Source organism: Nostoc sp. UIC 10607, from assembly GCF_047228265.1.
In the GTDB taxonomy this organism is placed as follows: domain Bacteria; phylum Cyanobacteriota; class Cyanobacteriia; order Cyanobacteriales; family Nostocaceae; genus Nostoc; species Nostoc foliaceum_A.
The window spans coordinates 37,389-61,138 of record NZ_JBIQNW010000010.1 but is presented as its reverse complement, the minus strand read 5'-3'; the positions used below and the strand labels follow the sequence as shown (position 1 = coordinate 61,138).

Annotated in this window: 18 protein-coding genes and 2 tRNA genes; 14 read left to right on the top strand and 6 right to left on the bottom strand. The window is 42.9% G+C overall.

The window, feature by feature from the left end; genetic code table 11:
• Nucleotides 1-37: 37 nt before the first annotated feature.
• On the top strand, nucleotides 38-481 hold the full coding sequence (locus ACEYW6_RS12080) for a DUF29 family protein (RefSeq protein WP_412979880.1): 444 nt from the start codon (nucleotides 38-40) through the stop codon (nucleotides 479-481).
• Here ACEYW6_RS12080 and ACEYW6_RS12075 read toward each other — a convergent pair.
• The 3 genes from ACEYW6_RS12075 to ACEYW6_RS12065 all read right to left on the bottom strand — a co-directional run bounded on the left by ACEYW6_RS12075 (nucleotide 472) and on the right by ACEYW6_RS12065 (nucleotide 4,722).
• A complete protein-coding gene (locus ACEYW6_RS12075) occupies nucleotides 472-1,425 on the bottom strand; it encodes an isoaspartyl peptidase/L-asparaginase (RefSeq protein WP_412979879.1) in 954 nt (317 codons plus the stop codon). The two genes, ACEYW6_RS12080 and ACEYW6_RS12075, sit on opposite strands and share 10 nt — an antisense overlap.
• The gene (locus ACEYW6_RS12070) at nucleotides 1,425-1,619 is read right to left on the bottom strand and encodes a DUF2256 domain-containing protein (protein WP_190892476.1); all 195 of its coding nucleotides are present in this window, start codon (nucleotides 1,617-1,619) and stop codon (nucleotides 1,425-1,427) included. Before ACEYW6_RS12070 ends, ACEYW6_RS12075 begins: the two co-directional genes overlap by 1 nt.
• A gap of 178 nt (nucleotides 1,620-1,797) precedes the next feature.
• Complete coding sequence (locus tag ACEYW6_RS12065) at nucleotides 1,798-4,722, bottom strand: GAF domain-containing protein (RefSeq protein ID WP_412979878.1); 2,925 nt, start codon at nucleotides 4,720-4,722, stop codon at nucleotides 1,798-1,800.
• Nucleotides 4,723-4,825: 103 nt separating this feature from the next.
• Between ACEYW6_RS12065 and ACEYW6_RS12060 the strand changes: the two genes are divergently transcribed.
• Together ACEYW6_RS12060 and ACEYW6_RS12055 are read left to right on the top strand one after the other, a co-directional pair.
• Nucleotides 4,826-5,188 (top strand): hypothetical protein, encoded by a 363-nt coding sequence (locus ACEYW6_RS12060; RefSeq protein ID WP_412979877.1) that lies wholly within the window; start codon nucleotides 4,826-4,828, stop codon nucleotides 5,186-5,188.
• 14 nt (nucleotides 5,189-5,202) lie between these two features.
• Nucleotides 5,203-6,360, top strand: coding sequence for a quinone-dependent dihydroorotate dehydrogenase (locus ACEYW6_RS12055; RefSeq protein ID WP_412979876.1), 1,158 nt, complete (start codon nucleotides 5,203-5,205; stop codon nucleotides 6,358-6,360).
• A gap of 144 nt (nucleotides 6,361-6,504) precedes the next feature.
• Here the strand turns inward: ACEYW6_RS12055 and ACEYW6_RS12050 are convergent, their stop codons facing one another.
• Nucleotides 6,505-7,230 (bottom strand): hypothetical protein, encoded by a 726-nt coding sequence (locus ACEYW6_RS12050; RefSeq protein WP_412979875.1) that lies wholly within the window; start codon nucleotides 7,228-7,230, stop codon nucleotides 6,505-6,507.
• Nucleotides 7,231-7,553: 323 nt separating this feature from the next.
• Between ACEYW6_RS12050 and ACEYW6_RS12045 the strand changes: the two genes are divergently transcribed.
• From ACEYW6_RS12045 to gorA, 4 genes are all read left to right on the top strand, one after another.
• Nucleotides 7,554-7,703: transfer RNA gene (locus ACEYW6_RS12045), tRNA-Gly, on the top strand.
• 70 nt (nucleotides 7,704-7,773) lie between these two features.
• Nucleotides 7,774-7,895, top strand: a tRNA-OTHER gene (locus ACEYW6_RS12040).
• A gap of 37 nt (nucleotides 7,896-7,932) precedes the next feature.
• Nucleotides 7,933-9,534, top strand: a complete 1,602-nt coding sequence (locus ACEYW6_RS12035; RefSeq protein ID WP_412979874.1) for a TROVE domain-containing protein — start codon at nucleotides 7,933-7,935, stop codon at nucleotides 9,532-9,534.
• 846 nt (nucleotides 9,535-10,380) lie between these two features.
• The gene (gorA, locus tag ACEYW6_RS12030; RefSeq protein WP_412979873.1) at nucleotides 10,381-11,724 is read left to right on the top strand and encodes a glutathione-disulfide reductase; all 1,344 of its coding nucleotides are present in this window, start codon (nucleotides 10,381-10,383) and stop codon (nucleotides 11,722-11,724) included.
• Nucleotides 11,725-11,813: 89 nt separating this feature from the next.
• Here the strand turns inward: gorA and ACEYW6_RS12025 are convergent, their stop codons facing one another.
• The gene (locus ACEYW6_RS12025) at nucleotides 11,814-14,174 is read right to left on the bottom strand and encodes a CHASE2 domain-containing protein (RefSeq protein WP_412979872.1); all 2,361 of its coding nucleotides are present in this window, start codon (nucleotides 14,172-14,174) and stop codon (nucleotides 11,814-11,816) included.
• Between the two features lie 739 nt (nucleotides 14,175-14,913).
• On the opposite strand from ACEYW6_RS12025, the gene ACEYW6_RS12020 reads away from it, so the two are divergent.
• The 4 genes from ACEYW6_RS12020 to ACEYW6_RS12005 all read left to right on the top strand — a co-directional run bounded on the left by ACEYW6_RS12020 (nucleotide 14,914) and on the right by ACEYW6_RS12005 (nucleotide 18,571).
• Nucleotides 14,914-15,435, top strand: coding sequence for an NYN domain-containing protein (locus tag ACEYW6_RS12020; RefSeq protein ID WP_041565194.1), 522 nt, complete (start codon nucleotides 14,914-14,916; stop codon nucleotides 15,433-15,435).
• A gap of 95 nt (nucleotides 15,436-15,530) precedes the next feature.
• Complete coding sequence (locus ACEYW6_RS12015; protein WP_412979871.1) at nucleotides 15,531-17,135, top strand: 2-isopropylmalate synthase; 1,605 nt, start codon at nucleotides 15,531-15,533, stop codon at nucleotides 17,133-17,135.
• 74 nt (nucleotides 17,136-17,209) lie between these two features.
• A complete protein-coding gene (locus ACEYW6_RS12010) occupies nucleotides 17,210-17,716 on the top strand; it encodes a GNAT family N-acetyltransferase (protein ID WP_412979870.1) in 507 nt (168 codons plus the stop codon).
• A gap of 183 nt (nucleotides 17,717-17,899) precedes the next feature.
• The gene (locus tag ACEYW6_RS12005) at nucleotides 17,900-18,571 is read left to right on the top strand and encodes an ester cyclase (protein ID WP_412979869.1); all 672 of its coding nucleotides are present in this window, start codon (nucleotides 17,900-17,902) and stop codon (nucleotides 18,569-18,571) included.
• Nucleotides 18,572-18,743: 172 nt separating this feature from the next.
• On the opposite strand, the gene ACEYW6_RS12000 is transcribed toward ACEYW6_RS12005, so the two are convergent.
• A complete protein-coding gene (locus tag ACEYW6_RS12000; RefSeq protein ID WP_412979868.1) occupies nucleotides 18,744-19,181 on the bottom strand; it encodes a GNAT family N-acetyltransferase in 438 nt (145 codons plus the stop codon).
• 164 nt (nucleotides 19,182-19,345) lie between these two features.
• Here ACEYW6_RS12000 and ACEYW6_RS11995 point away from each other — a divergent pair, with 164 nt between their 5' ends.
• The 3 genes from ACEYW6_RS11995 (at nucleotide 19,346) to ACEYW6_RS11985 (ending at nucleotide 23,656) form a co-directional block, all read left to right on the top strand.
• Nucleotides 19,346-20,791, top strand: coding sequence for a RecQ family ATP-dependent DNA helicase (locus ACEYW6_RS11995; protein WP_412979867.1), 1,446 nt, complete (start codon nucleotides 19,346-19,348; stop codon nucleotides 20,789-20,791).
• Between the two features lie 467 nt (nucleotides 20,792-21,258).
• Nucleotides 21,259-23,148, top strand: coding sequence for a S9 family peptidase (locus tag ACEYW6_RS11990; protein WP_412979866.1), 1,890 nt, complete (start codon nucleotides 21,259-21,261; stop codon nucleotides 23,146-23,148).
• A gap of 205 nt (nucleotides 23,149-23,353) precedes the next feature.
• Nucleotides 23,354-23,656 carry a PadR family transcriptional regulator gene (locus tag ACEYW6_RS11985; RefSeq protein ID WP_069074159.1) on the top strand — a complete coding sequence of 101 codons (303 nt, stop codon included), beginning with the start codon at nucleotides 23,354-23,356 and terminating at the stop codon, nucleotides 23,654-23,656.
• Nucleotides 23,657-23,750: the final 94 nt, after the last annotated feature.

The following is a 23,750-nucleotide window of genomic DNA, read 5'->3' as shown; positions in this document are numbered from 1 at the left end:
CTAGATTAGTAGTGAAGCCAAAATCTCAAAAAATAACATGGAAGAACTGCTAGAACTTAGGCAATTTCTAGCACAAGGCAAAATCCATGAGGCGTTGCTGTTGGTAGATGAGTTAGAAGAAATGAGTCTCGGTGAGAAAATCAATAAAATTGATAGTTATGGTGTAATTCTGCTCATCCATTTAATTAAACAAAAGGCCGAAAAACGTTCTACTCGCTCTTTGGATGTTTCGATAGAAAATACAGTGGGGGAAATCAACAAAATAAACAAGCGCCGCAGATCCTGTGGTTTTTACTTGAATCAAGCAGAATTAATGGATCTTCTGCAACAAGGATATCAAGTGGCACTGAAAAGAGCGGCGCTAGAAGCTTTTGTTCGCGCAGCGTTCCGCAGGAAGGGGCGTTATGAAGCCCAAGAATTAGCTGCAATGGTTTACCAGCAAGAAACTTTAGCCGAAGCGCTGAAACTGATTCAACAATAGCCGATCAGTTCGTTGCTAGTCCATTCCAAGGTGTCACCAACATTTTCGCCGTTATGGTAGGCGGCGAGTAAGATTTCGCTAGTTTTGCCCCAAGCGATCGCTCCACTAACATCTAAAGCGATCGCTCCCAAATCCCGTTTGTTCTGGTGCGCTTCCCCAAAGGATCGCTGCATAGCCTCCCTCAAGGACATACCATCAGTCACACGTACTACAATCCGAGGAGCTAGACACTCATCGATGATATCTTCCCCAATGCCAGTACAACTAACACCAGCATTACTGGTAGCATAATTACCTGCTGGCATAGCAGAATCACTTACCCTGCCAATTCGCTCAAAGCCCTTACCACCAGTAGAAGTGCCAGCAGCTAGCCTACCATAGGCATCTAAAGCTACCACACCGATGGTACCGCGTCCGGCATTGCTGGTTTCTAGCAGTTCAGGTTCTGCTACCACACCAGCCATTGCGCTTTTAAAATTATCCTGGCGCTCTTGTATCCACTCTTGTAACCGCAAATCAGTTAAAGCGTTATAGCTGGGAATTTGCATTTCCCGCGCCAACTCAGCAGAGCCGAAATCTGATAATACTCGGTCTGGCGAGTTTTGTAAAAATTGTGCCAACTCAATGGGATTTTTCACCCGCGAAATATTAATCACACCACTAAATCGCCCTGATGCACCATCCATTAGAGAAGCGCTCATGCGGATTTGCCCATCAGATTGCAGTACTGAACCAGTACCAGCATTAAAGCGGGGGTTATCTTCTAGCATTTGGCAACCCTGCACCACCGCCTCAGAGGCACTTGCTCCGCATAATAGTAGAGAATAGACTTCTTCTATTACTTTATGGAGCGATCGGCGCACCGCCTCCAATCCGCCTTTACCGTGGAGAGAACTACCAGCCCCCCCATGAATAATTAATTTAGGTTGCACCTGTGACTCCATTAATCTCTTGCGCTATTTGCGTCTGTGTTGCGGTTAGTTTCATTTTGAGCTTCAGAACGGCGACGACGACAACGTTCTGAGCAGTATTTCACATCGTCCCAACAATCTTGCCACTTTTTACGCCATGTGAAAGGACGTTGACATACCGGACAGATTTTTGTAGGTAGGTCAGATTTAGAACGAATACGTCCCATATAAATACTGTGTATATGAGAATTTGATTTCTGAGAGAGATGGAAAATAATTATAACCAGTTTGCTACGAAGGGAGGATACTTTCGACGAACAAATGTGTGGTCAATCTCTCTATAGACTCATTCCTGAGTTCCCTGTCTGAAAAGATGAGACTTTAGGCAGTTGGAGGAGAATAATACTAAGAATCATGGCCAACTAAGGGCAACAACAAGCGGCTAACTACCCGATTATCTGGTAATTGATAAAAATTTAACTCCCCTCCCAACTCCTGCATGAGGTTTTGGCAGATCAGCAGATGTAAACCTGGCGGTTGGTCAAGGTTGGAGGGAGCAAGCACATCTTTGGGTGTATTATCATGTAGTTCTGTGAGTAACTGTGGTTCGATCGCACCGTTGTATGTAATCGACAGTTCTAGCGATGTCTGATGTTCAGACCCTCCACTTGTAAAAGAATGCTTTGTATCCGAGGGTTTTGACGCATCTAAACGGCGACACCAAATATCAATTCTGCCGCCGATTGGAGAACGGTTACAGGCAGTAACCAATAATTCATGGATAACTAATTCAATTTTGACAATATCACCAGCGATCGCCATTGAAGATTGAGCGCTGGAGGTAGGAACGCCTCTAGCAAGGGAAGAATTCTTTGGTGACTCTTGCTCGTCAATGGGTTGTCCTAAGCCATGTACGCCAATCCACAGCTTTTGTTGTTTAAGTTGATTTTCAATGCGTTCGAGCGATCGCTTCAGTAAACTGGCTATGGGCATAGTTTCCCAACTCATGTGTAGCTGCCAGTGCTCAAGTTTTAGCATTCCACTCATGGAGGTGGCTGTATGGTCTAACTGCCGCAGCAATAGCTGGTAGCGCATCTGAGCGAGTTCATTAGCAGGAATACCCAAATCATGTATTTGTTTAAGGGATAGCGCCGTTATTCTTTGGATTTCCTCTAAACGACGATGTTTGTACCAGTTGAGTTGTCGTAATTCTTCTGTTGTAGATTCTAAAAGTCGGGTGATTTGCTTTTCACGACGCCACCAAGCTAATTGAGAAATCAGAGTTGCTGTCGCACTGAGGTTTGGTTCTGACCAGCGACGCTCTTGATAGTCTGCTAACAACACTACACCCGTAGTTTCATAAACAGTATTGGTACGTAACGCCATCACCAAAATTTGACCTTTGTCTGGCACACTCAACCATTTTCGAGTTTCGGGGAGTAAATTATCTACCTTCAAAGTCAGGTAACTCTCCGTAGCAAGTGCCCACTGAATTAAGGCTTCAGCCTGGATAGGAATTGATGCATCGCAAAAAATCCCAAATTGACTATTGTCAATCACTCCAGGGATAATTTCTGCCATACTTTCGCCAGGCGACCAGGATAGCAGTACCGCTAGGGGACAGGCCAAAATTGATGCTATTTGTTCGAGTGCTGTGCGTTCTAAATGTTTTTTTTCAACCTCGATTTTACTGTTCTGGGATTGTGTCAGAATGCGTAGGCATTGCTCAAATGCTTGGGAAGATTTTTGCTGCTGGGTGGTGCGGTTATGTAATTGCCACTGACGAACAATTACACCAATCTGTTGACTAACGGCCCACAGTAATTCCTTTTCTAGAGTTGTCCATGAGCGATGGGTTTCGTGAGTGATGACCAAAATTGCTGCTGGTATATGACCGTGAGTGCATTTACAAACAAGTAGCGATCGCACACCACTTTCTAGTAAAGGGGGACGCCAGTTAAAAAAGCGCAAGTCTTCATCTAAGTTCTCAATTTCCACCGCTTGAGTTGAACGTTCCAAAAGCTGCCCATCTAATTCTTTGAGCGGATAAAGGGTAAATGTCAACGGTCGGCGATTATGAGGCTGACTTTGGTAAATAAATTGATAATTATTCTGTTCAGGGTCATACTGCAACAGCAAAAAGCGGGTGGCAGCTAATCGAGCTAAAACTCTTTTAGCACAGCTGTGTAAAGTTTCCTGAAGTTCATGTTCGCTATAGATACCTTGGGCAACTTGACCAGTCAGGTGGGCATCCTCTTGAATCTGTTTGATAGTGCTTTCCATGCTTTCGCTAGGTGCAACCAGAGAGATTAAGCCAGCAACACCTTGAACAAAATTTTTGTCTGCCTCCGTCCAAATGCGAGGTTCATTGCTTTCTACCGCCAGAAAACCTAATAGGTTCTTTTGCCAGATTATCGGAGCTGCCAAGAGCGATCGCACCTTCAGTCGTTCCAGCAATTTTGCCGTAAAATGGCTCTTTAAAGAACTGCGGGCATCACCAATCGAGACAATTTGGTTAACTGCCAAAGCATAATAAAAGTCGCTCAACTCCTGTACAGTCATTCCCGCGGCTTGCTGAGTGCTGGAATTGCGATCAATTTTCACAAGCTGATTGCTCATCCGACACCAAAAGTAGCGCCCTTCTCGCTCAAACCAGTAAACATTTGTTCGGCTAGGGGAAACAAATTTATGAGTTGCTTGCACCCCTGCTTCAAGTCTTTGATTCAGATTTCCGAGGGTGCGTAAATTTTCTAGCAATTCTAACAATGGCTCGTCGGTTCGCTTGGTTTGCTTTTGCTGCAAATGCATCTCATTTTGATAAAGCACTGCCCCTAGTTCACCTAAAACCATCATCAAACGTGCTTTTGCTTCCCCTGTCAGTAGGTAGCCCCAGCGTTCTGAACCCAGTAACAGCAAACCCAAGCAACGGTCTTTATAGCGAATTGGTAAAATAATCGTTCCTTGGATATGGAATTTTTCTGCTATCTTTCGCCATTCGGCGGCGCGGATTTCAGTTTGTAAATCAGCTATGCCCAAAGGATGCTGTTCAATCACCACTTGCTCTAATAAATCCCCAGGACTGAGAACAACCCTTTGGCGTAAAAAGCTCGTGTCATGATCAGGTGTGATGCCCCCTTTGCCGAATAATATGTGATTCAGGCGATCGTAAAGAGCAACCCAAATCAGTCTGTAGTCAAACTGTTCCTTAAGATAAGAAATAGTAGTTTCAATCAGAACGTCAACATCATCTTCTTCTCTGAGGCTCTGGAGGACACGTCCCAAGGAGAGGATCTGCTGTTCGGCGGCTATAGGTTTTTGCGGCTGCCCCATCTGATTTATTGGTTTACATAACTTGTAATATATAAGATGCCCAGAAAAGCACCTTGACTAATATCGCCACAGGTGTTTGCTGAAAGTTTTAAGTAACAGGTTGGTGGAAGTAACATTATGGAGTGCTAAGGAAATGGGTGAATCTTCGTCCGATGCTCTAGAGGAGCAGCGACAAGTCTCAGAGGAAAAGCGAGAGTCTGCTGAAAATGCCAGGCTTTCACAAGAGAAGCAGCGGGAGTCGTCTGAACATCTCAGGCTTTCACAAGAGGAGCAGCGAGAGCTTGCTGAAGAAATAAGAAATTCTGCCGAAGAAATCCGGCAGATTGCTGAAGAAATACGGCAATTTAAAGAAGAACTCCGACAAGCTAAAGAGGAAGCCCGGCAGGCTAAAGAGGAACTTCGACAAGCTAGAGAGGAACTCCAGAAAGCTAGAGAGAAAGCCTGGCAGTCTACCGAATTCGCGTAGTGTTAAGAATTGAAATGGATATTTATCAAGTCGCTATTCGTCCCCTTTTGTTCAATCTGGTAAAAGCAGATTCAGAGTGGTTACACCAGCAGACGATTCGCAGTTTTAGCTGGCTATCACAAACCCCTGCTAGTTGGGCAAACCAACGCTTAAAGCAGTCTTTATGTCTGTACGATTCACGCCTAGAACAAAACTTGTTTGGGCTAAACTTCCCAAACCCTGTAGGGTTAGCAGCTGGTTTCGACAAGGATGGAGTAGCTGCTGGCATTTGGTCTAACCTGGGTTTTGGCTTTGCGGAACTAGGAACTGTAACTTTTCACGCACAACCAGGAAATCCCCGTCCCCGTTTGTTTCGCTTGCCGTTAGATAAAGCTGCTCTCAATCGGATGGGCTTTAATAATCTCGGTGCAGCAGCAATGGCGGCACGTTTGGCACAGGAAAAGCAGAAGTTAATCCAGTCAATACCCATAGGGATAAATTTGGGTAAATCTAAAGTAACTCCCCTAGAAGCAGCTGCACAGGATTATCTCGATAGTTTTCGTTTACTCAAGGATTTGGGAGATTATTTTGTTGTTAATGTATCTTCGCCAAATACACCTGGTTTACGATCGCTCCAAGATGCTTCTATGCTCAGTACCATCTTAGATTTATTACAACAAGAAAATAATACACATAAACCACTTTTTGTCAAAATAGCCCCAGATTTAGAATGGGAAGCGATCGCTGACATTATTTCTTTGGCTAAAACCTACCAACTGGCAGGAATTATCGCCACTAATACCACCATCCGCCGTGATGGACTAAAAACCCAGGTGATTGACCAAACGGGCAAATCACCTCAGGAAGAAGCTGGCGGAATTAGCGGTGAACCATTGCGCGATCGCTCCACTGAGGTAATTCGTTTTATTTGGCAGCAAACCCAAGGACAAATGCCAATTATTGGCGTTGGTGGAATCTTTTCTGCTGAAGATGCTTGGGAGAAAATTACTGCTGGTGCTAGTCTAATCCAGGTTTATACAGGCTGGATTTACGAAGGTCCACTGATGGTACGCCGAATTCTAGCAGGTTTGCTTTCTAAGCTAGAACAAAGCGGATTAAATTCCATCAACGAAGCTGTGGGTTTAGAATTCAAAAATCAACGAAGGCAGGAGGCAGAGGGCAGGATAGCGTAGCGGTAGCGAGTCTGCGAGCGTCGGCAGGAGTAAGACTGACCGTACTCTATAACTGCTGCGACCAGAAGGAGCAAGAGTTTAAGACAACACGCTGCCAAATCATTCTCGGTCGAATAAAGGGATGATTTTCCCCTCCTGCCTCCTTTAACCTTCTTCCTCCACTGGGAAAAACTCCTTAGTTTTTTCCGAGTATGTCCAGGCAATACCATCAGGGTCTTTGCTGCGACTCCACTCAGGAAATTCTGGATCATTTCGTCGTTTATAAACCGTGCTGGAATAGACATTTAGTCGCTTGGCAAGTTCAGATTGAATCAGAGAGCCAAAAATTAACTGTTTTTCCAGCGATCGTTTAGCTTCCTCATGGGTTGGCTGTGGTGTTGATTCGGTTTCTGGTTCTTCCTCCTGTGGGGTTGGTGGTGGTGCTAGGAGCGATCGCGCAGTTTTAGTAACTGGTTGAGCAGGAAGTTCTTTAACAGGCTCACTACTATCAAGAATATTGCCGAGAATACTGGCTGTTATAAAGTAATAAGACTGCCCCGCATCTTCGGAGTTCACTATACTAGCGCCAAATTCCGAGGCTTTACTATCCAAGTAGCGTTTTGCCGTTGTTCCAGGAAAATTGCCCCTTATTGCCAAGTCCATTGGCGTAAGTCTGCCCTGATTTTCCCGAACTAACTGATGAAAAATTGGGTTAACTCGATGAGTCCACTGTTGCCATTGATATTCCTGCCAAAGCTTGAAGCCAATTACCAGCACAATCAGCGCCAGTAAAATTCTCCATGTGGCAACCAGGAAAATAATCAAAAACGAGATGGGCAAAAGTAGAACGAGAAAAGCCTTGCCGTCACCTTCTATGGGTTTCTCACTCATGCCGATTTTTGCCAAGTGAATTTTGGGAAATAATACTATCTATATTGGCAAAAATTGGGACACTTTTTTGTATCTTTTGGCAAAGTTGCGGCAAATTTTGTGGCAAAACCTTTAACTAGTAAGTGTTATAGACTTCAGTAACTGGAACTTCTCTAACATTTGTCTGCGATGCCTACGGCGGTAAACTACGGACAAATGTTTTTACGAGCGAAAAAAAGAGGTTTTTTGACTCAACCAAGAACTCTATAAATTAGCTTGCCAGCCCCTTGACAACAAATAATACATATACTACATTTATAATACAAGTCAACTTTACTTGATATGTGGTGGGTAGCTCAGTGGTTAGAGTGCCTAAACATCCTTATTCACCCCTTGCCTCAATAAGGCCGAAGAATTGAGGGTTATCGCCTGCCAAGCGGGAGGTCGCGGGTACCCTACGGGAAGCAAGCTACGATTCCCGCTCCACTACACCAATGAGTACTGAATGCTGAGTAGAAACTCAAGAGTGAGAAGTTTTAAATATTTAACTCCTAACTTTTTATGTGGCGGGTAGCTCAGAGGTAGAGCGCTAAACATCCTTGTTCACCCCTTGCCTGAAAAGGCCGACGAATTAGGGTTATCGATTAGGGTTCGAGAGGTCGCGGGTTCAAATCCCGCTCCGCCACCTTTCATTTTTGCCCGCAAGGGCCGGGAGATGAAACCATGAATTACAATTTTTTCACTAAAAAGAAGACAACTACACCACAAAATCAACCTATCCCCGGACGGGAAGCAGAGATGATTCAGGGACGTTCCGGCGGCTTTATGTTTGATGCTGGCATTTGGAAAATGCTGCGCCGTTGTCTGTTGGTTGGCACAGCAAAAAGCACTTACTACGCGGGTAAACAAGAATTAACTGAGGATTTTGTGACAGTTGTCAGACAAGCTGTTGCTGAAAATCCCAGCCGTGTAGCAGAAGAAATTTTGTATGCTAGCGATGGACGCGCCATCAATAACAGTGCGCCTATCTTGGCTTTGGTGCTGCTGTCGATGGGTGAAACAACAGAAGCAAAACAGGCGTTTGGTGAAATATTTCCGCAAGTTGTCCGTACTGGTAGCCACTTCTACGAATGGTTGAACTACACCAAATCTCTGCGGGGATTTGGCAAAGTAGTGCGGGAAGCTGGTAAAACTTGGCTATCAAGGGAAGATGTTAAGGGTTTAGCTTATCAACTGTTGAAATATCAACAGCGTCAAGGCTTTTCCCACCGAGATGCGTTGCGGTTGTTCCATGTCAAACCGCCTACAGAAAATCACCGTCAACTATTTGAGTGGGTAGTTAGAGGCTGGGAAGAATTGCCAGCAGACATCCCTTCAGAGGCATTGGCGCAGATTTGGTGGTATGAGTGGCTCAAGCGGAATCCCACCCAAACCCATGAAGCTGTTTCCCAAGGACGCTTAACCCACGAAATGGCTGCACCTGTGGGCAAAATGGATAAGCTTGCTTGGCAGCTGCTATTTCAGGAAATGCCAATAGGTGCAATGTTACGTAACCTTGGTTCTTTAACTGAACTGGGTGTGTTACGAGCCGATGAAAATGCTAATTTGCTCCAAGTGGAAGCAGTTCTTAATCGCAGAGAACATCTGCGTAAAGGTCGCATCCATCCGATTGATGTTTTGAAAGCACTCAAGACTTATGAATCTGGTGGAAGATTAGGACGCAGTAAGAAAACTTGGAATCCAGTTCCTCGGATTGTGGACATTTTAGAAAAAGCAGTTGAACTGTCTTTTGATGTTGTGCAACCCACAGGTAAAGTATTCATGCACGCCGTGGATGTTTCTGGTTCTATGGGTAGCTTGGTTGCAGATATGGGACTGACTTGCTGTGAAATTGCCACCACAATGGCACTGGTGACAGCAAAAGCAGAGAAAAACTACATGATTCGCGGCTTTGCTACAGAATTCCGGGAATTAGGTATCACTGCCAAAGATAGTTTTAGTTCTGCGGTTCGCAAAGCTAGCAACCAAAACTTCGGTGGAACGGATGCATCTGTAGCTTACGACTGGATGATTAAGAATAAGTTCAAAGCAGATGTAGTCTGCTTTTGGACTGACTCGGAAAGCTGGGCGGGAAATAAGCATCCAAGTCAAGCGTTGAAGGAGTACCGCAAAAAGGTAAATCCTAACGTCAAAGCAGTGTATGTCACCTTGACACCTTACCAAATTACTTTGGTAGATCCTGAAGATTCGCTGTCTTGGGATTTGGCAGGGTTCGACCCAGGTACACCTCGGATCATCCAGATGCTGGCTACGGGTGAATTGTAGATATTACTGAAGGGTAAAGGATGAAATATACTTTATCCTTCATACTTCATGGCGGGTTATCCTTATTCGCAACTTGCCTTTCGGGGACGGAGAATTTAGGATTATCGGTTACGTCTCCACCATTGTGGGGATTAGCGGGTTCAACCCCCGCACCCGCCTTTGTTTTTGATTTTTACCTTACGCAAGGGTGTTGGGTACGCGTCGTCAAGACGGCAAAATTGTGCTGATTGACTTTGGTGCCGTTAAAGAAATTAGTACGGAGTCGGATAGCTCTTTAGATAAACAATGCAAGCAAAAATCAGGAGGCCACCCCAATTCTTCAGGTGTTTTTACCTTCACTGGTGCCTCAATTTGATCTTTTGCTGCAAACATCTTGGGAGCGTCAACATATTACTTCCTCTGCCAAAGTATACTTACCACTTTCAATCTGAGTTTGGATGAATTGCTCTATCTCTGGATTTAAGAACACATTCATCGATTTATTTACAAGGGTGTTTTTCCATAACTATTTTAGTCTTAGGTGAGATTGTCACTGAAGATTAGGCTGTTATTTATATGCTTTGGATCAAAAGCGCGATCGCACTTATACCTCTTGTAAAATAGACAATATCCTTGTTTGGCAAGATAATGTAATATAACTTACCAATAATCTAGCGATGCCTACGGCGGGCTGCGCCTACGCTGTTCCTTTTGGAACTAATTGCTATTAATTCGGCAATCTGCTACATATCAGCCTAGTTTCATCCCCAATTGTCCATCCAAAGACAGTAGATTAAGTTTTGTCTGAATAACTATAAGGGATGAAATAGCTCTGCTTTCCAAAAACTGAAAAAGGAACAGATTTTTATGACATTTGATTACGATTTGTTTGTCATTGGTGCTGGGCCTGGGGGATTGGCAGCAGCTAAAAAAGCAGCTAGCTACGGTGTCCGTGTCGCTATTGCCGAACAAGAAGCCGTCGGTGGGACTTGTGTAAATCGCGGTTGCGTTCCGAAAAAACTGATTGTCTACGCAGCTGACTTCGCCCTCCAAAATCAAATAGCGCACAGTTATGGGTGGAGTGACTGTCAAACATACTTTGACTGGACATTATTTATTAAGTCAGTACATCAGCATATTGACAGCATTAACCAGTCGTATTTTCAGCAATTGCAAAAAGCTGGAATTGAACTAATTTCTGAACATGCCACTCTCATCGATACCCATACTATCAATATCGATGGACGCAAAGTTACAGCCGACAAAATTTTAATTGCTGTGGGAGGGCAACCCCTCAAGCCCAAAATTCCAGGGATAGAATACGCCATCACATCCCGCGAGATGTTTCAGCTACCTTATTTGCCAAAACGTTTAGCAATTATTGGCGGCGGCTACATTGGCGTAGAATTTTCTAGCATGATGCACGCTTTCGGTTGCAAGGTGACGGTAATTGAAAAAGACGAGATGATTTTATCGGGGTTTGATGATGACATTCGCTCTGCTGTACAAAAAGGTTTGAGCAAACGGGGAATTAAGTTATTCACCAACAGCACAATTCAAAAAATCAAATACTCAGATGAGAGTTTGTTGCTAACTATTAATGGTGAGAGCCGAGAAATAATTACAGCAGATACCATCTTAGTTGCCACGGGTTACGCTCCAAATACCAAGAATCTTGGTTTGGAAAATGCCCATGTTGAACTTGGCGAACATGGTGCAATCAAAGTAGACGAATACAGCTGCACCAGCCAAAAAAACATTTTTGCTGTGGGGGACTGCACCAGCCGCGTGCAATTGTCTCCAGTGGCTCAGGCAGAAGGTATTGCCTTTGCCGATAAAGTTTTTGGCAACAAGGCGCAAAAACTAAATTATGATTATGTGCCCACTGCTGTTTTTTGCCGTCCAGAAGCGGCTAGTGTGGGGATGACAGAGGCGAAAGCACGGGAAAAAGGTGAATCTGTACAATGTTACTGCACCCAGTTCCAACCACTGTTGTATCAGCTAATCGAACAGAATGAACCAATCACTATGAAGTTAGTGCTAAATAGTGATTCTGGGCTAGTTTTGGGTGCTCATATGGTGGGTGAACATGCAGCAGATATCATTCAAAGTCTGGGTGTGGCAATTCGCAAGGGCATTACTAAGGAAGATTTGGATGAAACTATAGGCATTCATCCCACCACAGGAGAAGAATTTTTGTCGTTAATTTAAAATCATGTGCAGGACTAAGTGAAAAAGACACGGAGACGGGGAGAAACTATCAAATATTCTCTCTGCATCTCCGTGTCCTCGCGTCCTTCTCAAATAGTTTCTGAGGATGCTTCTGAGTTAGATTTTGTAGGAGCGTTTAATTGGTCTAAAGTATTCATTAATGGGTCATCCTGTGGGATGGGGTATCTGCTTTGGAAATTTATAACATTGTCAAAAACTTTAAGATCCTCAAGAGCCTCTGATGCAGACTGATATCGCTGTTTGAAGTCATCCAGCACCATTTTACTGAGAATCTTAGTTAAAGAGTGGCTAAACTGGGAGCGTAGTTTACCGCCGTAGGCATCGCTCCATTTTATCTCTCCATCAGCATCTCTATCTAGCTCACGAGGTGCTATACCAGTCAAGGCTTTAATTCCAACCATGCCGACTGCATAGATATCACTACTGTAGTAGGGACGGCCAAAACATTGTTCGCTAGGTGCGTAACCCTGAGTACCAATGCCAATGGTGAAAGGGGTTTGCTCTTCATCATCAAGCTGTTTTGTACTGACTTCTTTGACGGCTCCAAAGTCAATCAGTACCAGTTTCCCGTCTGAATGTCGCCGGATGATATTGCTGGGTTTAATATCCCGGTGAATCACGTTGTTTTTATGGACAAATGTTAATGTTTGCAATAAGTCTTTGACAATTTTGATCACTGCAATTTCATCAATTGCTCTGCCTGATGGCAATTCCTGATTTAAAGGATGACCAATGATCTGCTCTTGTACTAAATAAAATTCTTCATCTTCTTCAAAATACGCCAAAAGTTGAGGGATTTGAGCGTGTGTTCCCAATTTTTCTAGTGTTTGTGCCTCTGAGTTAAATAAACGTCTGGCAAGTTGCAAGGCTTCTGGTTTGGTGCTGGCTGGTTTTAGTTGCTTGACAACACATCGCGGATTCCCTGGACGTAGGGTATCTTCGGCAATATAGGTTTCGCTAAATCCACCGGAACCGAGAACTTTGACAATTTTGTAGCGTTGAGCCAGGATTTTCCCTGATAAGGCTAAATCCCTTTGCTGGATTAGGTATTGCAAGTCATATTGTTGGCTGATAATCTCTTGGACAACGGGGGAGGTTTTATACTTCTGAAAAATATCTACTAATTGACGTTTTCTGATGCTTTCCCTCATTACTGAGGTTCCCAGATAGCAAAGTCCGGTCATTGCGATCGCAATCATTGGTACAGTAGTCGGAAAAATTAACTGACCATAGATAAATAACCCATAGCTAATTCCTACCCAAGCGCCAGATAGAGCGAGGCTATATAGAAATCTATTGATACTACGCCTGCGTCTGCTAATCATCAAGGCTGTACTGCCTACTAGAATCAGCACAAACAAACCCCGCAATGGTAGAGTGTTAATTCCTGGGGCGATCGCTTTACCTGTCATCAAAGTTGCGATCGCATTGGCGTGAATTTCCACACCCGACATGCGTTCAGTGCTATTGCTTGCAGCGACTGGATGATAATCATTATTTAACTTATCTGTTGCCCCAATCAGCACTATCTTGTCTTTGAAGAACTTTCCCTGCTGCAAATAGGTGTTCCAGTTTTCCGGGTCTAGTACATGCCAAAAGGGTATTTGCTCAAATGTACCCGCAGGCCCCCAAAAATAAATGCGATCGCCCTTTGGTCTGGGATAATTTACTTGTGCTGCCCTGAGCGCTGCTTCATCAAAAGAGGGTAGCTTCTCGATCAAATTATCTTTAGCTAACAGCTTAGAAAACTCACTCGCCAATCGATGAACTTTACCATCCACCTCTAAAGGGAAATTAACTGAGCCAATGGACACCGACCCTGTACGAAACATCTGTTGTGGGTCAATCAGTTGCATAAAAGACCCTTGGTGTGTCTGGGAATTTTCGTAGACGGCTCCTAAGGTAACTTTGCTGCCATATTTTTGCAATACTGCCTGGAATTTGCGATCGTCACTAACTCCATATCTACTTGTTGTGTCAAATATTACGTCTACTGCTACAGAGCGTGCACCTGCTTTGATTAACTTTGTGATTATCTGCGCATAAGCAGCACGTTTATAAGGATAAGATTTCAGTGTTTCTAGGTAGGCATACTGTTTCGGATCTGTTTTATAGTACTGTTCGGGAACTGATATTGAGTGATCGTCTATTGCTAAAATTACGATATCTTCTGGAGGCACAATCGGGCCACGCAGTTGAAAAAAGCCAGAAAGCGCCTTATTTTCCAGCAATTGAACCAATTCCCCACCAGAAGCACTCAGCAATGCTGCCCCCATTGTGCAACCGCCAGCGAGGAGATGGCCTAAAAGAACCATCCATCTAGACTGGAGAGCCGATGCTGTTGACGTTAATTTTGTCGGTTTACTTGACAGTCTATTGGCAGCAGAGACATAGTTTTTAGTTAAGGTAGATGTAGGTTCTTCTGCCATATCGTGTTACTGATTGATTTAAGTCCAACACTTTTATTTATTCAGACCACGTTTTAATGCAAGCACATTGAAATAAGACTTAAATGATAATCTTATACATTTGTAAAGTATCTTCTATTCATCAACAAACTTTTATTGGCAAAGGTAGCCCCCAAGAGATTCCTACTCAGGTACTGCCTAACTTATTATTTTTCTGTTGAGTTAGTTACAACTAGTGATTGTCTCACAGATCATAGCCGGATCTACGTCGTCTCTGTAGTTGGTTGCAGCAAGATTTTACCCTAACTCAACCAACAAGTACGCTCTTAACTGGGTGTTTTACTAGAAGCTGTCCCAAGGTCGTCTTCTGTATTTGGCGCAATATTGGTACTCCCCATAAAGCGTGTCCTTATACTGAAAGCTTTACCTATAGATAGGCATCAACTTATATCTTACCCTAAGCTTATGCCATACCTCTTTAGGAGTAAACTTTAGTGTTATACAGCAATGAATGCTGTTACTGGTTCAATTTTATTGGTAGATTTTGATCACAGGGTGGCTCTTGCAGTGCCGGAGGTGAATAAGGTTAGCACCCAGTATCTCAACTCCAATGTTGCATCCGTTTTTATGCCTTGAAAGAGGTAGGATAAAAGCTATAGATGAAGAGCTACTTTATAGATATTAGCAAACAAGGCATTTGAAAATTGCTATAATCTATTGTTCCATCTAAATTCATTTATATTATTAGGTGTAAATTTGTATGGGTTCTCCAATGAATCGTCTGTCTATTTTTGTAGACGGAAACAATATGTTCTATGCTCAACAAAAAAATGGGTGGTTTTTTGACCCGCGGCGAGTCTTAGAATACTTCAAACATGAGCAATCAGAAACAACATTAATTAATGCATTCTGGTACACTGGCTTAAAAGACCCACAAGATCAGCGAGGTTTTAGAGATGCTCTAATTAGTCTAGGATATACAGTCAGAACTAAAATTCTTAAAGAATACTATGATGATACTTCTGGTCGTTACTCGCAAAAAGCGAATTTAGATATTGAAATTGTTGTAGATATGTTTAATACAGTAGACCAGTATGACCGAGTAGTATTATTCAGTGGCGATGGAGATTTTGAAAGAGCAATCGAACTATTACGCTCAAAAAATACACATATTACGGTAGTTTCAACTGAAGGAATGATCGCGAGAGAGTTACGCAATGCTACTGATAGATATATAGATTTAAATGATATCAGAGATCAAATAGAAAAAACTGAAGGTTAGTAGCCTTAGCAATTATTTACAAAGGTAAGAGTAAAAGAAAAACTAAGGTTGAAGATATTTTGAGTTACAAGTAAAAACTAAACAACAAACCGCAAATGACAAACAAAACAGATCGAATTATCATTTTTGATACTACACTGCGAGATGGAGAGCAGTGTCCGGGAGCGACTCTAAATATAGATGAAAAGCTAGTTATTGCCAAGCAACTGGCGCGTCTGGGCGTAGATATAATTGAGGCAGGCTTTGCCTTTGCTAGTCCCGGAGATTTTGAAGCAGTCAGCAAGATTGCCAAGATTGTGGGGACAGAAAATGGCCCGGTAATTTGCAGTTTGGCAAGAGCAATTAAAGCAGATATTGAAGCAGCCGCAGAAGCATTAAAACCAGCAGTTAACGCTAGAATTCACACATTTATTTCGACTTCTGATATTCATTTAGAGTATCAGTTGCGGAAGTCAAGGGCAGAGGTGTTAGCGATCGCAGAAGAAATGGTAGCTTATGCCAAGTCCTTCATGAAAGATGTCGAATTTTCGCCAATGGATGCGGCTCGTTCCGATCCAGAATTTCTTTACCAAGTGTTAGAGCGAACGATCGCAGCTGGTGCAACAACAGTTAACATTCCCGATACTGTCGGTTACACCACCCCTAGCGAATTTGGAGCAATCATTAAAGGCATTATTGAAAATGTCCCCAACATCGACCAAGCGATTATTTCCGTTCACGGTCATAATGATTTAGGCTTGGCAGTTGCTAACTTCTTAGAAGCCGTGAAAAATGGTGCACGGCAACTAGAATGTACTATCAATGGCATTGGCGAACGAGCCGGAAATGCATCACTAGAAGAATTGGTGATGGCGTTACATGTGCGGCGACAATATTTTAATCCCTATCTTGGAAGACCAGAAGATTCTCAAGAATCCCTGACAAATATCGACACCCGACAAATTTACAAAACCTCACGCTTAGTTTCCAATTTGACGGGAATGTTAGTACAACCAAATAAAGCGATTGTCGGGGCAAATGCCTTTGCCCATGAGTCTGGAATTCACCAAGATGGTGTGTTAAAAAACAAACTCACCTATGAAATTATGGATGCCCAATTGATTGGCTTGACAGACAATCAAATAGTTTTGGGCAAACATTCAGGCAGAAATGCTTTCCGCACCCGATTGAAAGAATTGGGCTTTGAACTGTCAGATACTGAATTAAATAAAGCATTCGTCAGATTCAAAGAAGTAGCAGATAAAAAGAAAGATATTTCTGATTGGGATTTGGAAGCGATCGTTAACGATGAAATCCAACAAGCACCCGATTTGTTCCGAGTAGAATTGGTGCAAGTTTCCTGTGGTAGCAACGCCCGTCCCACTGCTACAGTTACCCTCCGCACCCCAGAAGGTGAAGAATTAACCGATGCTGCGATCGGTACTGGGCCAGTGGATGCAGTTTACAAAGCCATCAACCGGGTTGTGAATGTGCCCAACCAGTTGATTGAGTTTTCTGTGCAGTCTGTAACAGCCGGTATTGATGCCATTGGAGAAGTGACGATTCGTTTACGTTATGAATCTAAAGTGTTTTCTGGTCATGCAGCGAACACAGATATTATCGTGGCATCCGCGCAAGCTTATGTAAATGCATTGAATAGGTTGTATGCATCTTTGCAAACTCAAGAAAAGCCAGAGGAAGTATCAGCACAGAAAGTCTGAGATAGGATTTGTCAACCTGCGCGTTTTTGGCTGATGTAAAAAAACTCCTTCCCAACATTGGGGAGGAGTTATGTGTGAGTTCCAAAAATTCGTTGGAAATTATGCTGACAGAAAAACATATAACTATCAGAGAAGCCACTAGCAAAGAAGACTTACTGATTGCACAACACTTTTATCAAATGTGGCTAGATATTGGTGTTGATGAGAGTAATATCAACTTTGAGTGGCAGAATATTACCCTCAAATTCATAGAAGAGGCGCGTCGAGATTTGTTTTACAAGGCTTTTGTTGCAGAGGTTGATAATACCGTTGTGGGTTCTGTAAGTTGTCAACTCTTTGCAGGTTTATACCCGAATGTTTTCAAAGATGAATACCGTAAATTTGGATATATTTGGGGCGTTTATGTTGAACAGCCTTACCGCAGACAAGGAATTGCCAAATCCTTAACTAATAGAGCAATTGAATATTTAAAAGCGATCGGTTGTACGCGAGTGGTTCTTAACGCCTCGCCATTAGGTAAACCAGTTTACTCCAGCCTTGGTTTTTCTGAAGGGAATGCACTGCAATTAGATTTGATTTAAGTACAGCAATTTTTTGCCTTGTAGTTAAGTTTTTAGATCAATATGGATCTGTGGTTGCTTGTGTTCGCATTTGTGCAATATTGATTTAATTATGAATATTGTTTAATTTTTTGGATTTTTCGATTTACTTGATAAGCATAAAACTTTATTCTAAAAAACGATGTTTATAACTAGTTAGCTTGTATGAGTAGCGAGAAAACAACAGAATTGCCACTCTGGGTACAAGATAGAGATATAGTCATTGCTCATGATGAAGAAGTACAGTGGCGAGAAGGAAAACGCCCGGATTATTCATACACCAATGAATTTCTTCATCAAGAGAGTAAATTTCAGCATCCTGAAGGTTCTTTAGAAGCGATCGCACAAAACTTAGTCCGAAATTTTGAGATGGAAGCTTCTAATAAATCTAATCCTCAACAGTGGCTTTCGATTGTTACTGATAAATTTAAAATGAGTACCAATGGAGGACAACAATTCACTGCTCAGGATGTTGCAGTTGAAGGTACTTATAACCTGTTTTTGGGTGAAAGTGAGCAGTATAGCTCTGAAACAGAAACCTTTGAATCGTCATTTCAAGTTTTTCATACAGCCTTTCCTAATGGCTTCCTTTGGGAATTAACAGAAATCCTTTCGGGGCCGCCTAATGTTACCTTTAAGTGGCGGCATTGGGGAACATTTAATGGCTCCTATAAAGACTATGCACCCACAGGAGAAACAATAGAAATCGTAGGAGTTAGTATTGCTCGTGTAACTGATGACTTAAAGATTGAGTCTTTAGAGCATTATTTTGATAATAATGCTTTTCTTCAGAAATTAACGGCGGGTGGTTGTCCTTTCCATTCCCAAATTCAGTAGCTTTGGCGACTAGAAGTCACGGCTATACAGACAAAACCTGCCTCCGCAGGTTAGCAAAACTTTGATTTTGGGTAGTCTATGCAGGTGGACTACCCTGTGGTAAGCAGCAAAGCGCCTATGTTTGTGTAGTAGCGATTTCTACTCGCCTAATACTTTTAAAATATCCTCTTACTCATGATTGATAAGTATTAGGATTTAAACGCATCATGATTTTTTCCGGCTCTGTCAAATTTTTAAAACCATAACGGCGATAAAGTCCATGAGCATCTTTTGTACCTAACAACCACCTTTGCACATCTTGCAGTTCTGGATATTCCAAAATATATTCTACAAACCATTTTCCTAAACCCTGTCCTCGATAAGGCTCCAGAATAAAAACATCTTTTAATAACGCAGAAGTTGCATAATCAGTGATGACTCTCGCAAAGCCAACTTGTTGATTACCTTCATAAAGTCCAAAACAGAAAGAATTGTTTATTGATTTTTCAACAGTAGCTAATCGGATGTTTTCAGCCCAATAGGAAGTTTCTAAAAAATCATGAATCATTTGAATATTTAATTTAGATTTATCAGTGCTAATGTAAAACTTATGTTTTAATTCTTCGTTCATCCGGCTACATCTTTTATTTAATATGTCGGAAAACAATAATTAATTATAATTCATTCTTTCGGTCAGTGAGTTGCAGTGTCAGATGATGAAATTACTGAACCATTAGCTGGATAATAAAGGCTATATTTCAGTATTCAAGGATATATGTGCATCTAGCATTGATTATGAATCAGCCTACAACAAAATCTTGGCAAGAAGTTCGTGCAACTTTTCAAAAAATCTGGGGTTATGAAGATTTCCGTCCGCCACAAGGAGAAATTGTCAGCAGTTTATTGGCGAAAAAAGATGCGCTGATTATTATGCCCACAGGTGGAGGTAAGTCGATTTGTTTTCAACTTCCTGCACTCCTACAAACAGGATTAACTTTAGTAGTTTCGCCCTTGGTGGCGTTGATGGAAAATCAAGTACAGGAACTACGAGAAAGCCACCAAAAAGCAGCACTTTTGCATAGTGAATTGTCTTCATCTCAACGCCGTGTAACTCTGCAAGCTTTGGAACGTCAACAGTTAAGATTACTGTATTTGTCACCAGAAACTTTGCTAAGTACGCCTGTGTGGGAAACATTGTCTCACCCACAATTGCAAATTAATGGCTTAATTTTAGATGAAGCTCATTGTTTAGTGCAGTGGGGTGATACGTTTCGCCCAGCTTACCGCAGATTAGGGGCGGTACGTCCGGCATTGCTAAAATCAAAACCACCAGGAACAAAAATCAGTATCGCTGCTTTTACTGCTACTGCTGACCCCTCAGCCCAAAAGATTATTCAAACAGTTTTACAATTACAGCAACCAGAGATTTTTCGCTTGAATCCCTACCGTCCTAATTTGCATCCCAGCGTTCGCATTGCTTGGACACCACGAGGTAGAAAACAACAATTATTAAAGTTTATTCAAAATAGACCGCAACAATCGGGATTAGTTTATGTTCGCACTCGGCGAGATAGCGAAGATTTAGCTGAATGGTTAGCAGAGATGGGTTATGCCACAGCTAGTTATCATGCGGGATTAGGTGCAACCGAACGCCGTGCAGTAGAAGCAAGCTGGTTAAGCGGCAAAATTCCCTTTGTTGTGTGTACCTGTGCGTTTGGTATGGGGATTAATAAAAGTGATGTTCGTTGGGTAGCCCATTTTCACGCGCCACATCTGCTATCTGAATATGTGCAAGAAATAGGCCGCGCTGGAAGAGATGGGAAACCAGCCCAAGCTTTGACATTGGTGAGTGAACCTACTGGGTGGCTAGATCCAGAGGATAAGCAAAGACAGGATTTTTTTCAAGAGCAAATGCGATCGCAACAACAAATAGCGCAGCAACTTGTGAAAAAATTACCGAAACAGGGAGAAGTGAATGCAGTAACCCGAAAATTTCCCGGAGGTGCTACAGCGCTGGCATTACTCCACAGCAGTGGTCAGCTAAACTGGCTTGACCCTTTTCATTACACCATTGCTCAAAAAGCAGGAAATCAGCCACCATCACAATTACACGCTGCTAAACAGATGCATCAATACCTGACAACTAAGCAGTGTCGCTGGCAGTTTTTGTTAAACGCCTTTGGTTTTGACAAAGAAGCCGCTAACCTGCGTTGCGGACATTGCGATAATTGCCGTCAATGAGTATCAAAGACTCGTCAGCGAGTATCAAAGACTCATTCACGAGTATCAAAGACTCGTCGCCGAGTATAAAAGGCTCGTTCACGAGTATCAAAGACTCGTCAGCGAGTATCAAAGACTCATTCACGAGTATAAAAGACTCATCAGCGAGTATCAAAGACTCGTCGCCGAGTATAAAAGGCTCGTTCACGAGTATCAAAGACTCGTCAGCGAGTATAAAAGACTCATTCACGAGTATCAAAGACTCATCGCCGAGAATAATTGATGAGTAAATTCGTCTGTAGAGACGGCGATTTATCGCCTCTCTCTAATGTGCCTGTCTTTTAGACGCAATAAATTGCGTCTCTACATGGGGGCGCTCTTTTACCTTCAGGCGTTCCCGTACTATTCTAGGTTCACCCAATAGGATGAATTGTCATTTTCTCCACCAAGTGACAATAGGGTAGTCAAGTAGAGGATGAAAAGAAAATATGTCATCTGCTCAAGCACCCTCCCTACCACCGCTGATTCCGCGCGAAATTCTGTTTGGGAATCCCGAAAAAACTAGCCCACAACTCTCGCCTGATGGTAAGTACTTGGCATATATCGCCCCTGATGAGAAAAATGTTTTGCAGGTATGGTTGCGAACTATAGGACAAGAAGACGACCAAATACTAACTGCCGACAAAAAGCGCGGTATCCGCATTTTCTTCTGGACTTATAACGCCGACCAGTTGATTTACATGCAAGACTCGGATGGCGACGAGAACTTTCACCTCCACTTGGTTAATATTCACTCCAAGATTGTGCGTGACTTAACGCCATTCCAGGGCGTGAAAGCCGAACTCGTGGAACTAGAACCGAAATTTCCAGATGAAGTGCTGGTAGCGTTGAACTTAAATAATCCCCAAAAGTTTGACGTTTACCGCATCAACCTAAAAAATGGTGCGGTTGAGTTCGACACTGACAACCCCGGTAATATTATCAGTTGGACAGCTGACGCTGATTTTCAAGTACGTGCAGCAATAGCTAGTACTCCTGATGGTGGTTACGATTTGTTATTACGGGAAACCACAGATAAAGAGTGGGATGTTCTCCGTCACTGGGGACTAGAAGAACAAGGGAATTCTGTTAGCTTCTCGGCTGATGGCAAAACACTTTATATTGAAGGCAGTCATGATGCTAACGCCCAACGTCTGCTAGCTGTTGACTTAGATACCCGTGAAGAAACAGCGATCGCCCAAGATGAGCAGTATGATGTTATGGGGATAGTCATTCAGCCTGTAACACGAGTTATCCAAGCAGTTTCTTTCTACAAAGATAAACAGGAATGGCAGGTAATTGACGAAAGTATCGCCGCTGATTTTGAAGAAATTGCCAAGGTACGTTCTGGGGAGTTTTCTTTAATTAGCCGCGATTTGGAAGATAAAAACTGGCTATTAGCTTACAACACAGACGATGGCCCAGTTTATTACTATGCCCATAACCGAGAATCAAAAACTAGCACTTTCCTTTTTAGCAACCAACCCAAGCTAGAAACGTTGCAGTTAGCTTCAATGGAACCGATTTCCTATGAAGCGCGGGATGGTTTGACTATCCACAGTTACCTAACAACCCCTGTGGGAATACCTACGCAGAATCTACCAACAGTACTGCTGGTTCATGGTGGCCCTTGGGCGCGGGATGTTTGGGGCTTCTCTCCCACAGCGCAATGGCTAGCTAACCGTGGTTACGCTGTCCTGCAAGTAAACTTTCGCGGTTCCACTGGCTACGGCAAAGCATTTTTGAATGCTGGAAATCGGGAATGGGCTGCTAAAATGCACGACGATTTGATTGATGCTGTTAACTGGCTAGTGGAACAAGGTATTTCCGATCCGCAAAAGATTGCGATTATGGGCGGTTCTTATGGCGGTTATGCCACCCTCGTGGGGTTAACTTTTACACCAGAAGTTTTTGCTGCTGGTGTGGATATTGTCGGGCCGAGTAACCTAATTACGCTGATAGAAACTATACCGCCTTATTGGGAACCATTGAGGGCAATGCTTTACCATCGTGTCGGTAACTTGGAGACAGAAGAGGAGTTTTTGAAATCGCGATCGCCTTTATTCTTTGCTGACCGGATTCAAAAACCTTTGCTCATCGGTCAAGGTGCAAATGATCCGCGAGTGAAACAATCAGAAAGTGATCAAATTGTCAACGCAATGCAGCAAGCTGGTTTACCGGTACAATATGCACTTTACACAGATGAAGGACATGGTTTTGCCAGACCAGAAAATCGGTTGCATTTCTTTGCGATCGCAGAAGAGTTTCTTGCTAAATACTTAGGCGGCAGATTTGAACCTTTAGCAGATATCCCTGGTCATTCAGGAATAGTTAAATAAAGTCTCACGCATGGTGGTTAGTGTGATTTACTGACCACCTTAATATTTTCAATTGGTCAGTAGCAGGCTGGTTTGCCATATTAGAAAATAGCTTGAGGAGGGATGCGATCGCATAAGAATTTCTCGCCAAATATTTAGGCGGTAGATTTGAACCAGTGCGATATAAGGGAAAATGAAATTCTAAGTGTCGCAAAAGCCTTGCCCAATGGATGGAAGAGAATTCTACTCAAGCTTGATTCGGCTTCACATTCTGCATCATGCAGTTCAGGAGCAAATTTTTGGGCTAGGTATTATTGAAGAACTGGCACGTCACGGCTATAAACTCAGTGCTGGAACACTCTATCCAATGCTGCATGATATGGAGCGCAAGGGATATCTATATTCTGTTGAGGAGAGATCGGGGCGGCAGAGCCGACGACTCTACCGAGCTACCGATTTAGGAAAAATGACTCTAGAAGACGCAAAAGAAAAGGTACGGGAATTATTTGGTGAATTGTTCGAGGAGTAGACGTAATTTATCGCGTCTGTACTTTTTCCGATCTCCCTAATCTCCCCCAATACGGTTCGGTTAAGGCAAGAGACGCGATAAATCGCCGTCTCTA

What these genes read in the sequence shown, in the direction of transcription:
- ACEYW6_RS12000 (WP_412979868.1), bottom strand. Translation starts at nt 19,181, where the DNA reads ATGAACGAAGAATTAAAACATAAGTTTTACATTAGCACTGATAAATCT.
- ACEYW6_RS12070 (WP_190892476.1), bottom strand. Translation starts at nt 1,619, where the DNA reads ATGGGACGTATTCGTTCTAAATCTGACCTACCTACAAAAATCTGTCCG.
- ACEYW6_RS12005 (WP_412979869.1), top strand. Translation starts at nt 17,900, where the DNA reads ATGAGTAGCGAGAAAACAACAGAATTGCCACTCTGGGTACAAGATAGA.
- ACEYW6_RS11995 (WP_412979867.1), top strand. Translation starts at nt 19,346, where the DNA reads ATGAATCAGCCTACAACAAAATCTTGGCAAGAAGTTCGTGCAACTTTT.
- ACEYW6_RS12025 (WP_412979872.1), bottom strand. Translation starts at nt 14,174, where the DNA reads ATGGCAGAAGAACCTACATCTACCTTAACTAAAAACTATGTCTCTGCT.
- ACEYW6_RS12065 (WP_412979878.1), bottom strand. Translation starts at nt 4,722, where the DNA reads ATGGGGCAGCCGCAAAAACCTATAGCCGCCGAACAGCAGATCCTCTCC.
- ACEYW6_RS12080 (WP_412979880.1), top strand. Translation starts at nt 38, where the DNA reads ATGGAAGAACTGCTAGAACTTAGGCAATTTCTAGCACAAGGCAAAATC.
- gorA (WP_412979873.1), top strand. Translation starts at nt 10,381, where the DNA reads ATGACATTTGATTACGATTTGTTTGTCATTGGTGCTGGGCCTGGGGGA.
- ACEYW6_RS12020 (WP_041565194.1), top strand. Translation starts at nt 14,914, where the DNA reads ATGGGTTCTCCAATGAATCGTCTGTCTATTTTTGTAGACGGAAACAAT.
- ACEYW6_RS12075 (WP_412979879.1), bottom strand. Translation starts at nt 1,425, where the DNA reads ATGGAGTCACAGGTGCAACCTAAATTAATTATTCATGGGGGGGCTGGT.
- ACEYW6_RS11985 (WP_069074159.1), top strand. Translation starts at nt 23,354, where the DNA reads ATGGATGGAAGAGAATTCTACTCAAGCTTGATTCGGCTTCACATTCTG.
- ACEYW6_RS12035 (WP_412979874.1), top strand. Translation starts at nt 7,933, where the DNA reads ATGAATTACAATTTTTTCACTAAAAAGAAGACAACTACACCACAAAAT.
- ACEYW6_RS11990 (WP_412979866.1), top strand. Translation starts at nt 21,259, where the DNA reads ATGTCATCTGCTCAAGCACCCTCCCTACCACCGCTGATTCCGCGCGAA.
- ACEYW6_RS12050 (WP_412979875.1), bottom strand. Translation starts at nt 7,230, where the DNA reads ATGAGTGAGAAACCCATAGAAGGTGACGGCAAGGCTTTTCTCGTTCTA.
- ACEYW6_RS12055 (WP_412979876.1), top strand. Translation starts at nt 5,203, where the DNA reads ATGGATATTTATCAAGTCGCTATTCGTCCCCTTTTGTTCAATCTGGTA.
- ACEYW6_RS12015 (WP_412979871.1), top strand. Translation starts at nt 15,531, where the DNA reads ATGACAAACAAAACAGATCGAATTATCATTTTTGATACTACACTGCGA.